Here is a 15116-nt window from a genome sequence, read left to right on the forward strand (position 1 = left end):
AGGTCCGGCGAACCCGCCGACGTACCGACGCAGAAAGCAGGTGCTCGTGTCCACAGGAGACAGCGGTCCGTGGTGGCGTGGCGCGGTGATCTACCAGGTGTACCCGCGGAGCTTCGCCGACGGCAACGGCGACGGCATCGGCGACATCGCCGGCGTCCGGTCCCGGCTGAACCACCTCTCCGCACTCGGCGTCGACGCGATCTGGTTCAGCCCCTGGTACCCGTCCCCGATGGCCGACGCCGGCTACGACGTGGCCGACTACCGCGACATCGACCCGGTCTTCGGCACCCTGGCCGAGGCGGAGGCGCTGATCGCGGAGGCACACGCCCTCGGCATCCGGACCATCGTCGACGTGGTGCCGAACCACTGCTCCGACGCGCACCCCTGGTTCCGGGCGGCGCTCGCCGGCGGCCCGGACGCGCCCGAGCGGGAGCTCTTCTGGTTCCGCCCCGGCCGCGGCCCCGACGGCGACCAGCGGCCCACCGACTGGGTCGGCGAGTTCGGCGGCCCGACCTGGACCCGGACCACCAACCCGGACGGCACCCCCGGCGACTGGTACCTGCACCTGTTCGCCCCCGAGCAGCCGGACCTCAACTGGGACCACCCACGGGTGCGGGCCGAGTTCGAGGACATCCTGCGGTTCTGGTTCGACCGGGGAGTGGACGGCATCCGGATCGACTCGGCCGGGCTGCTGGTCAAGGACGGGACGCTGCCGGAGACCCGGCCGGGCCAGCCGCACCCGTTCCGCGACCTCGACGGGGTGCACGAGATCTACCGCGACTGGCGGCGGGTCGCCGACGAGTACCCCGGCGACCGGGCCCTGATCGGTGAGGTGTGGCTGCCGGACCGGCAGCGGTTCGCCAACTACCTGCGCCCGGACGAGCTGCACGCGGCGTTCAACTTCGACTTCCTCGGCTGCGCCTGGGACGCCACCGCGCTGCGCGAGAGCATCGACGGGACGCTCAGCGCGCACGCGCCGGTCGGCGCGCCGGCCACCTGGGTGCTCTCCAACCACGACGTCACCCGGCACGTCACCCGCTACGGCCGGGCGGACACCACGTTCAGCTTCGCCGCGAAGCGCGAGGGGATCTCCACGGACCTGGAGCTGGGCGCCCGTCGGGCCCGGGCCGCGGCGCTGCTCTCCCTCGCGCTGCCCGGCGCGGCATACGTCTACCAGGGTGAGGAGCTGGGCCTCTGGGAGGTCGAGGACATCCCGCACGAACTGCGCCAGGACCCGATGTGGGAACGCTCGGGACGGGTCGACCCCGGCCGGGACGGCTGCCGGGTGCCGCTGCCCTGGACCGGGGACGCGCCGCCGTTCGGGTTCAGCCCGGACGCGGCGGCGGCCACGCCCTGGCTGCCCCAGCCGGCCGACTGGAAGGACCGCACGGTCCGGGCGCAGACCGGTGACCCGCACTCGATGCTGGAGCTCTACCGGGCGGCCATCGCGCTGCGCCGGAGCGAGCCGGCTCTCGGTGACGGCACCCTGACCTGGCTGCCGGCCCCTGACCGGGTGCTCGCCTTCCGCCGCGAGCCCGGCTTCGCCTGCCTGGTCAACCTCTCCGACGCGGCGGTGCCGCTGCCCGAGCACGACCGGCTGCTGCTGGCCAGCGCGCCCGTCGACGACCTGCTTCCGCCGGACACCGCCGTCTGGCTGCGTACCCGCTGATCCGTCGCGGTGCCGGCGGCCCGTCGCGGCCGCCGGCACCCACCATCCGCCCGGTGATCGCCTCCCGCCGCCGGGCAGTGCGCGCTGGCGGTAGGTGCCGGCACCGGTCCGCCGATCAGCCGGACGGGCTGCGGAAAGCCGACAGGCACGGCCTGAAGGCGGGCCGGCTGGCCTACGGTCCAACCAGCCGTCGACCGCAGGGGCTCCCGGCCGGCAGCCGCACCGCCCGTCCCGCACCGTCCCGAACCCGCGCGACCCGCACCCGCCACCGGTGAGCCGGCCGACGTTCGTCGGCCCGGCCAGTCGTACGCGGGTCGCCGGACCGGCCACGGCGCGGACGGTTCCACCCCATTCCGCGCCGAATGCATGTGTCCGAGGGGGGACCGCGCATGTCCACCGACGAGTTGAGCAGCCCGATTCCGACCGCCCGCAGCGTGAGCCTTCTGCCGATCGACGGCGGCGGAGGAGATCCCGACCCGATCCCGATCGCGCCGAAGGTCGGCATCAGCTCCCCGGCCGCCAGCGCCACCGTCTCCGGGGCCGAGCCGGGCATGCTCCTCACCGTCACCGGCACCTACTCGGCCGGCACCTACTCGGTGACCGGCGTCAGCGTCAGGATGGACGGCTTCACCTATCCGGCGGCCCTCAACGGGTCGACCAAGACCTGGTCGGCCACCGTCCGCGCCTACCGGGCCGGCACGGACTCCATCATCGCCACCGTCTCCGCCGAGAACATCGACGGCCCGATCGACGTGTCCACCTCCCGCAGTGTCGTGGTGGCCCTGGCGAGCCCGGTGCCGGTGGTGACGGTCAGCCAGCCGGTGGCCGGTCAGACGGTGACCCTCCAGGAGGCCGGCGCGACGATCGGCGTCATCGCCAGCACCAGCACCGACTACGGGTCCCGCACCATGCGGGTCACCTGCAGCGACAAGACCCAGGACATGAGCCGGTCCGGCTCCACCTACACCGGTTCGGCCTACCTGTCGCCGCTGCCGCTCGGCTCCCGGGCGGTGACCGTGAGCTGCACCGACGCGGCCGGCAACATGGGCACCCGGACGGTGAACGTCACCGCCGTGGACGGGGCGCCCCCGAGCCCGCAGATCACCTACCCGGCGCCCGGTCTGGTGATCCCCACGGCCACCGCCGCCAGCACGGTCACCGTGACCGGCACCTCGGCCGACACCCAGAGCGGGATGTCCGGCGGTTCCGCCACCATCGGGGTGGGACAGACCGCCACCGCGCCAACCCAGACCGCCACCCCGATCGGCGGGACGTACGCCAACTGGAAGGCCGATGTCGCGGTCACCGGGTACGGCGCCCACACCGTGTACGTCTGGGCCACCGACGCCGCCGGGAACCGCACCGGCCCGATCTCCGTGCCGTTCCAGCTCGTCAGCACGTACGTGCCGCCGGACCTGCCGGCCCGCCTCGACGGCCGGGCCTACCTCGCCGCGCTGCTCGCCTTCGCCCAGGAGCGGGTGACCACCCCGCAGGGGGCGCTCAACACCGCCCAGCTCGTCTCGGTGCTCGTCCAGCACCTCGACAAGATCAGCGAACCGGCCACGCCGGCGGCCGACGTGGGCCGGCAGGAGGTCAACCAGCTCCGGGTGCCGGTGGAACTGCTCCGCGCCTACCTCGCCGCCAAGGGCATCTCCACCGCGCCGGGCGCGGCCGGTGAGGCGGCCTACCTGTCGGCCGCGTACGCCGCGCTGCTGGCCGGCCTCGGCACCTCGTACACGGAGCTGCGGCTGGCCCGGGGCGCCGCCACGGCGGACCGGCAGGCGCTCGCCGACCGGCTGGGCATCCCGCTGTCCGCCACCCGCCCGGACGAGCTGGACAAGCTGGTGCTGGACGGCCCGGCGCTCACCGAGGCCGCGCTGGAGACCCTGTTCGGCCTGCTCAGCACCACCGTCGACCCGCTCGCCCGGAACCCCGTCGTGCCCCGCGTGCAGGAGTGGCAGCTGGCCGGGCTGGCCGCCCGGTGGGCGGCGGCGGACCAGGCGCCACCCGGACCCCGCGCCTACGCGGTGCTGGTCGACCCCGATGTGATCGGCGCGGCCGACGTCGTCGCCGACCCCCGCGGGGACGCGGTACGCCAACTGCTCACCACCCGGTCGGCCACGCTGAGCTCGTTCGCGCAGTCGCTGGAGACCGCCCGGCGCGGCGCGGCGAACCCGAGCGCCGGCCTGACCGCGATGCTCAACCTCGCCCTGCCCGGGGTGGACCTGGCGGCCCTGGAAACCGCCGAGCGCGGCGGCGCCGACATCGGCCCCGCCTTGGACGCCGCGAACCTGACCCGCGCCGGCTTCGCCTACCTGCGGCAACTCGCCCGGCTCGGCGGGGCCGCCGGCACCGCAAACCCGGTCACCGAGGCCGAGTGGGCGGACGCGGTCGCGGTGCTCGTCGGCGTCCGTCGGCGGTCCCTGTACCCGACCTGGCGCGGCCAGGAGGGTGGCATCTCCGTCTCGCCCGCCCTGTTCCGGCCCGACCAGCCGGGCCCGCAGGTCAACCCGCTGCGCGCCGACCCGGCGGCCCGGGCGGCCTGGCAGAGCACCCTCGCCTCGCGGGTCGCCCAGCAGCAGGCGCTGTTCGACGGGTACGCCGACGCGGTCGCCGCGGCGGAACAGGCCGCGCTGCCGATCCTGCGGGACGCGCTGGTGGCGGACGTGGCCGCCGCGCCGGCCGCGGCCGCGCCGCCCGGCACCGGCGACATCGGCGAGCGGATGACCGGGCTGTACCAGATCGACATGAAGGCCGGGGGCACGCTGCGGACCACCCGGCAGGCACAGGCCATCGAGAGCCTGCAGTCGCTGCTGTTCGCGATCCGCTCCGGCGAACTGCCCACCAACCACCCCGCCGTCACCTGGCAGCTCACCGGCGGCCGGGCCGCCTTCGACGGCGCCTGGCGGTGGATGGGCGACCAGGCGAGCTGGCAGACCGCCATCCAGACCTTCCTGTTCCCGGAACGCCACCTCGACCCGGCGCTGCTGCTGCCCCGCTCCACGCCGCCGGCCCCGATGGACGCGCTCTGGTCGGGCATGGCCGGGTCCGGGCCGTTCACCGCCGCCGACGCGGCCAACGCCGCCGCGGCGTACCTGGCCGCGCAGCGCGCCGCCAACGGCGCCTTCCCCTCGTTCACCTACCTCGACCCGCAGCACACCGCGGCGCACCAGAGCGCGCTGGCCAACCTGTCCAGCACCATGGCGACCACCAACCCGACGTTGGCCCGGGAGGTGTTCTGGGCGGTGCCGCTGCTGATCGCCCAGCGGTTGCAGGCGGCGGGGGAGTACCTGGCCGCGCTCGACTGGTACTGGCTGGTCTATCCGTACGACGCGGTGGTGCCGTCGGCGTTCCCCTCCTCGTACCACGTGGTCAACACCGAGCTGGCCACGGCGCCGGTGCGGCCGAACCTGACGTTCCCGCCGGGGTGGACCAACGACCTGCACCCGTTCCACCTGCTCACCGGCCGCCCCGCGCCCTACACCCGGTACGCCCTGCTGGCCCAGGCGCGCTGCCACATCGACTACGCCGACGCCGAGTTCACCCGGGAGACCGATGCGTCGATCGCCCGCGCCCGTGGCCTCTACCTGACCGCCGCCATGCTGCTCGCCCACCCGTGGCTCGCGCCGGTGGCGCCGATCAACGCCGGCGAGCCCACGCTCGCCATCCCGGAGCTGACCACCCTCGCCAACCGGGTCCAGGTCCAGCTCGCGAAGCTGCGGCAGGGGCGCAACATCGCCGGGATGGCGCGCACCCAGGGGGCGCTGGCCTCGATCGGGATCAGCCAGCCGACCCCCTACCGCTACAAGGTGCTGATGGAGCGCTGCCGGCAGCTGGTCGCCCAGGCCACCCAGGTCGAGGCGGCCTACCTCGCGGCGCTGGAGAAGTACGACAGCAAGACGCTGCAGCTCTACGACGCCCAGAAGGCGCTGGCCGTCTCCGACGCGCAGGTCGACCTGCAGGCGGCCCGGGTCGTCGAGGCCGGTGACGCCGTCGTGGTGGCCCGCGACCAGCAGGCCCGGGCCGCCGTGATCGTGCAGACCCACCAGGCCAACATCGCCGCGCCGCCGAACTACTACGAGCAGCGGCTGCTGGACGGCTACCCGGCGATGCGGGACGTCAAGAACGTCATCGCCGCCGCCGACACGGTGATCGGGGTGGCCCAGGCGGCGTCCACCGCCACCGACATGTTCAAGGAGGTGGTCAGCTTCGGCGGCGCCGGCGTGGCCGGTGCGGCGATGGCCGCGGCCAGCGTCGCCAGGGGCATCGCCACCGGGGTGCTGAACAACATGGAAGCGCAGATGCAGGCCAACCAGCTGATGGCCGGCATCGAGCAGCGCCGCACCGAGTGGCGGACCCAGCTGGCGGCGGCGCAGCAGGACGCCATCGTCGCGGCGGCGCAGGTCACCGTGGCCAACGACCAGCTGGCGATCGCCAACAAGGAGCACGACATCGCCGAGCTGGGTCAGGCGCAGGCGGCCGCGACCCTGAAGCTGCTGACCACCCAGTTCACCAACGCCGACCTCTACCAGTGGATGAGCCGGACCCTCGGCGAGGTCTACCGCTACTTCCTCCAGCAGGCGACGGCGACGGCCCGGCTGGCCCAGGCCCAGCTCGCCTTCGAACGGGCCGAGCCGCCCCAGTTGCTGGTGCAGAACGACTACTGGCAGTCGCCCGCCGAGCTGACCTCGGGTCGCGGCACCACCGACCGCGCGGGCCTGACCGGCGCGGAGCGGCTCGCCGCCGACGTCACCCGGCTCGACCAGTACGCCTTCTCCACCGACCGGCGCCGGCTCAACCTCAGCCAGACGTTCTCCCTGGCCCAGCTCATGCCGGTGGAGTTCCTGAACTTCCGGTCCACCGGGGTGCTGAGCTTCGCCACGCCGATGCGCATGTTCGACGCCGACTTCCCCGGCCATTACCTGCGGCTGATCCGGCAGGCCCGGCTCAGCATGGTCGCCCTCGTCCCGCCGAACCGGGGCATCCGGGCCACCCTGTCGTCCAACGGCATCTCCCGGGTGAGCGTGCCGCAGGCCACCGGCTTCACCGACATCCTGCTGCGGCACGAGCCGGCGACGGTCGCCCTGACCTCGCCGGTGAACGCCAACGGCATGTTCGACATGGACATGCAGGCGGACATGTTGCTGCCCTTCGAGGGCAGCGGGGTGGACACCACCTGGCGGTTCGAGCTGCCGCAGGCGGCGAACCCGTTCGACTACAGCAGCATCGCCGACGTGCTGCTGACCGTCGAGTACACGGCCCTGTCCGACGTGGGCTACCGGGTGCAGGTGGTCGACCGGCTCAACCGCGACCGGGCGCGCGGCGCGGACTGCGTGTTCAGCCTGGCCCGGGACCGGCCGGACGCCTGGTACACGCTGAACAATCCCGACCCGACGGTGGGCCGCAGCGTGACCCTCAACCTCCGCGACATCGACCTGCCGCCCAACCTGGAGTCGGTGACCACCAGCGCGGTCACCGTCCGGCTGGTCGGCGCCGGGACGGTGCCGGCGACCACGGTGACGCTGCGGCGCGGCGTGGCCGGCGGCACGGCCACCACCGCCGACGGCACGGCCGGCACCCGGCGCGGCAACGCACCGGCGTGGCTGCCGCTCTGCGGCACCAGCCCGGTCGGGGACTGGCAGCTCTCCTTCGGCCCGGACGCCGACGCGCTGTTCGCCGCCGGGCTGGACGACATCCTGCTGGTGATCGGCTGGGCCGGCCAGGCGCCGGTCTGGCCGGCCTGAGCGGGGACCGGAGAAGACGCGATGGGCAACCAGGAATCCGGGGAGCTGATCAGCCTGCCGTCGGGCGGGGGAGCGGTGCGATCCCTCGGCGAGACGTTCCAACCCGACCCGCACACCGGGACCGGCAACTACGCCGTACCGATCGAGCTGCCGCCGGGGCGGCACGGCCTGCAACCGACCCTGTCGCTCAGCTACAGCAGCGGCAACGGGACCGGCCCGTTCGGGCTGGGGTGGACGCTGGCCGTGCCGTCGGTGCGGCGCAAGACCGCCCGGCGCATCCCCCGTTACGACGGCACCGACGTCCACGTGCTCGCCGGCAGCGAGGACCTGGTGCCGGTGCCTGGCGGGGCGGCCGGCGCGCAGCGGTACCGGCCGCGCGTCGAGGCGCTGTTCGGCCGCATCGAGCACCTGACCGCCGGCAGCGACCACTGGCAGGTCCGCACCGGCAACGGGCTGTGCAGCCGGTACGGCACCCCGCGCCCGCCGGACGCTGGCGCCGGCTGGTCCGACCCGGCCGTGATCGCCGACCCGGACGCGCCCGGCCGGGTGCTGTCCTGGCTGCTGTCGGAGACCACCGACAGCCTCGGCAACCGGATCGTCTACACCTACCAGGGCGATCCGGCCGTCGGCCGGGCGCCGCAGCGGTACCTGTCGACGATCGGCTACGCCGACTACCCGGACCCGGACGACCCGACCGTCACCCGGTTCCTGGTCCAGGTGCGGCTGCGCTACGAGGCCCGGCCGGACGTCACCTGCGACCGGCGTGCCGGGTTCCCGGTGCACACCACGCTGCGCTGCACCGCGATCGAGGTGTGGACCGACCCGGGCGTGCCCCGGCTGGTGCGTACGGTGGCGCTGCGCTACACGCAGGCCGACAACGGCGCCTCCCTGCTGGCCGGGATCAGGGTCACCGGCCACGACGGGGACGCCACCCAGTCGCTGCCGGAGCTGGAGTTCGGCTACTCGCGGTGGGAGCCCACCGCGCACCGCTACCGCGCGCTCAGCGCGCCGGGTGACGCGCTGCCGCCCACCGCGCTGTCCCATCCCGACCTCGACCTGGTCGACCTGTACGGCGACGGGCTGCCCGGCCTGCTGCAACTGTCCGCCGCCGGCTCCCGGTTCTGGCGCAACAAGGGCAACGGGCTGCTGGACCGGCCGCGCGCGCTCACCGCCGTACCCGCCGGGGTGGCCCTCGGCGAGGCCGGCGTGCAGCTGGCCGACCTCGACGGCGACGGACGGCCGGATCTGCTGGTCAGCGACGATCGCCGGGCCGGCTACTTTCCCTGCTCGCGGGCCGGCGGCTTCGACCCGCGGGGTTTCGTGCGGTACCGGCAGGCGCCGTCGTTCCGGCTGACCGATCCGGAGACCCGGCTGATCGACCTGGACGGCGACGGGGTGGTGGACGTGCTGCGCACCGGGGCGGTGCCGCAGGTCCACCTGAACAACCGGTCGGCCGGGTGGGTGCCGCAGCAGGTCGGGGCGGGCAGTTCCGTGGCGGGTCTGAGCTTCGCCGACTCGCGGCTGCGGCTGGCCGACATGACCGGCGACGGCCTGACCGACATCGTCCTGGTCAGCGGTGGTCAGGTCCGTTACTGGCCCAACCTGGGCTACGGCCGGTTCGGAACGCCGGTGGTGCTGCGCGGCCACCTCGACCTGGCCGGCGGCACCCAGGCCGACGGCCTGGACCAGCGGCGGTTGCTGCTGGGCGACGTCAACGGCGACGGCTGCGCCGACCTGGTCTACGTCGGTCCGGGCTGGGTGAAGGTGTGGGTCAACCGGTGCGGTCAGTCGCTGGGGCCGGGCGTCCTCGTCCGGGGCACCCCGACGGTCGACAACGCCGCGGCGGTGCGCCTGACCGACATGACGGGCAGCGGCACGGCCGGGGTGCTGTGGAGCTTCGACAGCCCCCGGGCCGGCCGGATGTCCTTCCTCGACCTCACCGGGGGGGTCAAGCCCTACCTGCTGACCAGCATCGACAACCACGCCGGCACCCGCACCGAGATCAGCTACGAGACATCGGTGCAGCATGCCGCCCGGGACGCCGCCGCCGGCCGGCCCTGGCAGGGCACGCTGCCCTTCCCGGTGCAGGTGGTCACGTCGGTCACCACCGTCGACGCGGTCAGTGCGAGCCGGCTGTCCACCGTCTTCGCCTACCATCACGGGCACTGGGACGGCGCCGAACGGGAGTTCCGTGGGTTCGGCCGGGTCGACCGGTACGACACCCAGCAGTTCGACCACCAGGGCGACCTGCCCGCCGAGTCCTACACGCCGCCGGCGCTGACCCGTACCTGGTTCCACCAGGGGCCGGTGGGCCCGGAGGCCGGCGACTGGCAGGAGCTGGACTTCTCCGCGGAGTACTGGGCCGGTGACCCGGACCTGCTCGGCCCCGGGGACCGCAGCACCCTGCCGGCGGGGCTGGCCCGGCGGGCCCGGCGGGACGTGGCCCGGGCGCTGGCCGGCCGGGTGCTGCGCACCGAGGTCTACGGGCTCGACGGGTCGTTCCGGGCCGACCGGCCGTACACCGTCACCGAGCACCGCTGGGACGTGCGTGCCGTCGGCGACCCGACGTCCGAGACCTGGTCCCGCGCGCCGGTGGTGGCGGTGGTGGAGAGCGCGAACCGCACCACCACCTGGGAACGCGGCGACGACCCGCACACCCGCGTGACGTTCCACAGCGGCTTCGACGCGTACGGGCGGATCCGCCGCAGCGCCGGGGTGGCGGTGGCGCGGGGACGCGACCCCCGGCTGCCCGGCCCCGGCGAGCCTCCGCTCTGCACGGTGTCCACGCTGGAGTACGCGACCCGCGACGACGCCACCGGGTACCGCACCGACCGGACCGCCCGGGCCGCCGGCTACGAGGTGTTCAGCGACGGCAGCCACACACTGGCCGAACTCGAACGGGCGCTGGCCGGCGACGCGCTGCCCCGGCGGCTGCGCACCTACGCCCGCAACGGCTACGACGGGGAGCCGTACGTGGGCCTGCCGCCCGGGCAGCTCGGCGAGCACGGCCTGCTCACCTCGACCAGCACCCTCGCCCTCACGGCCGGCACCCTGGGCCGCGACCTGGGCGCCGACGTCCCGCCCTACCTGCGCCCGCCCACCCCGGCCCACGGCCTGCGCGGGGAGTACTTCCGCGACGGCAACCTCGCCACCCCGGCCTTCGTCCGGCCCGACCCGGCGATCGACTTCACCTGGTTCGGCGGCCCCGATCCGGCCCTGGCCCAACCGGAGTTCTCGGTCCGCTGGACCGGCACCCTCACCCCGGCGGAGAGCGGGAGCTACACCTTCGACGTCGAGGCGGCCGGTCCGGTCCGGCTGTGGCTCGGCGCCCAGCTGCTCGTCGACACCTGGTCGGACGGTCCCGGTGGGCTACCGCCCGGCTCGACCGAGTCGCCCGACGGTCCCCGGACGCCGCTGCCGACCTCGCTGGTCGCGCTCCCCGGCGGACCGCTCCCACCGCCCCCCGAGGATCCGGTCGAGCTGCCCACAGCGACGGTGCTGGCGCTGACCGCCGGCGTCGGGTACCCGCTGCGGCTGGAGCACCGGGCCGGCGGCTGGACGGCCGCGGTGCGCCTGCGGTGGTCCCCGGACGGGCAGGAGCCGGTGTCGGTGCCGACCGGGGTGCTCACCCCGCCGCCCGACCCGGCGGACTGGTCGCCGCGCCACCCGCAGGCGTTCCGCGACGCCGTGCCGGACCTCGCCGGCTACCGCTACCAGGCCGGCGACACCGGTGACCCGGCCGGCTACTACGTGGTCACCGGGGCGCGGTTCGACGTGCACGACGATCCGGCCGGCCGCGGCCTGACCGTGGCGACCCGCGACGCCCTCGGGCACGAGACCCGGGTCACCCACGACGCCTTCGCGATGCTGCCGGTGGCGGTCACCGATCCAGCCGGGCTGGTCCGCACCGCCCGCTACGACTACCGGCTGTTCAAGCCGGACGAGGTGGTCGACGTCAACGGCAACCGCAGCCGGGTCGGCTACACCCCGCTCGGCCTGGTCGCCTGGACCGCGTCGCTGGGCCGCGCGGGCGCCCGCGAGGGCGACACCGTGGAGCAGCCGGGCGCGGTGTTCCACTACGGACTGACCGCCTGGGAGGAGAGCCCGCCGCAGGCCCGACAGCCGAGCTGGGTGCAGAGCGTCCGGCGCACCGAGCACCGGTGGAGTCTGGTCGCGGCCGCGGACGCCGCCCGCGCCGCCGCCGGCCAGCCGCCGCTGACCGACGCCGAGGTCACCGCGATGTTCCCCGCCGACGAAGCCACCCGCTACCCGGAGCGGTTCGTCGCCACCCGCAGCTACTGCGACGGGTCCGGTCGGACCATCCAGACCCGCAGCCAGGGCGACGACCTCGTCGTCGACGACCTGGGGCTGCCGGCCGAGCCGGGCACCCCGGCCGGCCCGCTGGTCGCGCACGCCACCGGGGTGGACCAGCCGGCGGTGGTGGTCAGCGGCTGGCGGGCCTACGACAACAAGGGCCGGGTGGTCCGCGCCTGGGAGCCGACGCTCGGCCGGGGCTGGGACTACCTGCCGCCGACGCTGGACGGGCTGGCCAGCACCCGGACCTTCTACGACCCGCGCGGCGAGGTGGTCCGCACGGTGCACCCGGACGGCGGGCAGGACCTGATCGTGCGGGGCGTGCCGGCCGACCCGGCCGACCCGGACGCGTTCGCGCCCACCCCGTGGGAGCACTACACCTACGACCGCAACGACAACGCCGGGCGCACCCACCCGGAGGAGTCGGCGGCGTGGGCGGCGCACCGGAACACCCCGTCCAGCGTGACCGTGGACCCGCTGGGCCGGACCCTGGTGGCGACCGTCCGCACCGCCCCGGACCAGGGGCTGCACCTCCGGCACGAGCACGACGTCGACGGACGGCTGCTGTCCATGACGGACCCGCTGGCCCGGACGGCTGCCCGGTTCCGCCACGACCTGCTGGGTCGGGGCTGGTGGAGCTGGGCGCAGGACATCGGCGCCGCGGTGACGGTGCACGACGCCGCGGGCGAACCGGTGGAGCACCGCGACGCCAAGGGCGCACTGACCCTGTACGCCTACGACGCGCTGGGCCGGCAGGTGCGGACCTGGGCCGCCGACGCCGCCGACGCAGCCACCACCCTCCGGGAGGTGACCGTGTACGGCGACGCCGGCCTGCCCCCGGCGGAGGCGGCGGCGCGCAACCTGCTCGGGCGCCCCTGGTGCGGCTACGACGAGGCCGGCCTGGTGACCTGCGAGGGCTACGACCTGGCCGGTCGGCTCACCGGCAGCATCCGGCAGGTGCTCGCCACCGACGTGCTGCTCACCGCGGGCGACGGCGGCTACGTGGTGGACTGGCAGCCGGCCGCCGGGGAGACCCTGGGCCAGCGGGCCGCCGCCCTGCTCGACCCCGAGGGGCACGCCACCGCGCAGACCCACGACGCGCTGGGCCGGCGCACCAGGCTGGTCTGCCCGTCCGATGTGGAGGGCCGGCGTCGGGTCCTCCGCCCTCGCTACGGCCGCTCCGGCGCGCTGACCGGCCTGGACGTCGACGGCACGCCGTACCTGCGGCAGATCCTCTACAACGCCCGGGGGCAGCGGGTCGCCGCCTGGCACGGCAACGGTGTCCTCACCCGCTACCGGTACAGCGGCACCACCCTGCGCCTGCTGCGCCAGCACAGCCAGTCGGCCACGCCGAGCACCGCCGACGACGGCGTGGCGAACTGGACCCCGGGTGGTCCGGTCCACCAGGACCAGACGTACGACCACGACCTGGTGGGCAACGTGCTCGCCGTGCACGAGCGTGGCCCCGGCTGCGGCGTGCCCGGTGCCAACCCGGACGCGCTCGACCGGCTCTTCGGCTACGACCCGCTGTACCGGCTGACCAGCGCCACCGGCCGCGAGCACGTGGACCCGCCACCGGCGCTCTGGTCGGCCGCGCCGCGCGGCGCCGACCCCACCGCCACCCGGGCCTGGACCCAGACGTACGACCACGACCCGGCGGGGAACCTGATCCGCGTCGCCCACCGGGCCGGCGGGGGCGGGTGGACCCGGACGATGACCACCGCGCCCGACGGGAACCGGGTGGTCAGCCTGACCGCCGGGCAGACCACCGTCGGCTACCGCCACGACGCCTGCGGCAACCTGCTCCAGGAGGCGGACAGCCGGCACTTCGCCTGGAACGCTGCCAACCAGCTCGTCGCCTTCCGGGTGCAGCCCGACGGCGCGTCGACCCCGTCGCGCGCCAGCCAGTACCGCTACGACGCCACCGGCGCGCGGGTGCTGAAGCTGACCCGCGACCAGGGCGGCGGCACGGAAATCACCGTGTACGTCGAGGGCGTCTTCGAACGGCTGCTGGTGACCGGCCCGACCGGCGGCGCCGACCGGTACGACGAGGTGCACCTGACCGACGGCACCACCCGGGTGGCGGTGCTGCGAATCGGGCCGCCGCTGCCCTCGGACGCCCGGCCACCCGTCGCGTACCACCTGGTGGATCACCTGGCGTCCAGCGTCGCCGTGCTGGACGAGCGGGGCGACCCGGTCAACCGGGAGGAGTACACCCCCTACGGCGAGACCAGCTTCGGCGGCTACGCCCGCAAGCGGTACCGCTACACCGGCCGGGAACGCGACGAGGAGAGCGGCCTGGCCCGCCACGGCGCCCGGTACTACGCATCCTGGTTGGGGCGCTGGATCAGCCCCGACCCGGCCGGTCAGGTGGACGGGACGGCCCTGTACACGTACGTGCGGGGCAATCCATTGCGCCTGGTGGACCGGTCCGGTCTCGCCTCGGTGCCCACCCAACTGGGCACCGGCACCATCGCCGACTCGCGGATGGTCCAGCTGTGGGAGAAGGCCGTCAACCAGGTGATGGGGGTCGAGAAGGGCGGCGGGCAGAAGTTCGTCAAGCTCGTCCAGGAGGCGTACGAGGCCAAGGGCATGGGGTCCAACCGGACTGCCGGCACCGCGGTCAACGTGGCGCGGGAGACGTACTCGAAGGTGCGGACGGTGTTCGGCCGGCTGGCCGCGGCGGAGGGCATCTCGCTCAAGGGGGTGCAGTTGCACCACCTGTTCGGCAAGGACGGGCTCGGCGGTCTCGCGCACAACCCGTGGGGCGCGTTGGACCCGACCGGGCTGAAGGCGGTCACCGGCAACGCGGCCACGCTCGGCAGCGAGCACAACCTGTTGCACGCCGCGGAGGAGGGGCTGAAGGGCAAGGCGGCGGAGATGGTCGGCAAGCTGTCAAAGAACGTCGGCGAGGCGGCCAAGGATGTGGGTGAGGGAGCCAAGCGGCTCGGCCGCTCGCCCGCGGCGGCCGGTTTCACCCGCGTCGGCACGATGCTCGGCATCGTCGGTGGCGTCGGCACCGCCGTCGCCACCGTCCAGCTGGCCTCCGACCTGCGCGACGGTCGGACGGTGGACGCCATCGGGCACGGCTCGCAGGTGGTCGCGGGCGGCTTCGACCTGGCGGCGATGGCGTCGTCGGCCGGTGGCGGGGCGGCCGCCGGCACCACCCTGACCACCTCGGTGGCCGCCGCCCCGGTGGTCGCGGTCGGGGGCGCGGTGGCCACCGGGTTCGCCGTGGGCTGGACGGTCGGCAGCATGATCAACGACCATCTCTCCGCGGACACCCAGCACGCGATCGGCGGCACGGTGAACGAGATCGTCAACGAGGGCGGCTGGAAGTTGCTGTTCACCCACCCCTTCGGCATCGGCATGTAGCGACGCCCGGTCCG

The 15116-nt window shown here is 74.6% G+C and carries 3 protein-coding genes; all 3 read left to right on the forward strand.

What is annotated here, in order from left to right:
• The first annotated feature begins 46 nt into the window (after positions 1–46).
• Positions 47–1669, forward strand: a complete 1623-nt coding sequence (locus tag Q2K19_RS24625) for a glycoside hydrolase family 13 protein (protein WP_302764113.1) — start codon at positions 47–49, stop codon at positions 1667–1669.
• Between the two features lie 389 nt (positions 1670–2058).
• Positions 2059–7413, forward strand: coding sequence for a Tc toxin subunit A-related protein (locus tag Q2K19_RS24630; protein WP_302764115.1), 5355 nt, complete (start codon positions 2059–2061; stop codon positions 7411–7413).
• A 21-nt stretch (positions 7414–7434) separates the two neighbouring features.
• A complete protein-coding gene (locus Q2K19_RS24635; protein WP_302764117.1) occupies positions 7435–15102 on the forward strand; it encodes a toxin TcdB middle/N-terminal domain-containing protein in 7668 nt (2555 codons plus the stop codon).
• The last annotated feature ends 14 nt before the right edge of the window (positions 15103–15116 follow it).

It is taken from the genome of Micromonospora sp. NBRC 110009 (assembly GCF_030518795.1).
Taxonomy (GTDB): domain Bacteria; phylum Actinomycetota; class Actinomycetes; order Mycobacteriales; family Micromonosporaceae; genus Micromonospora.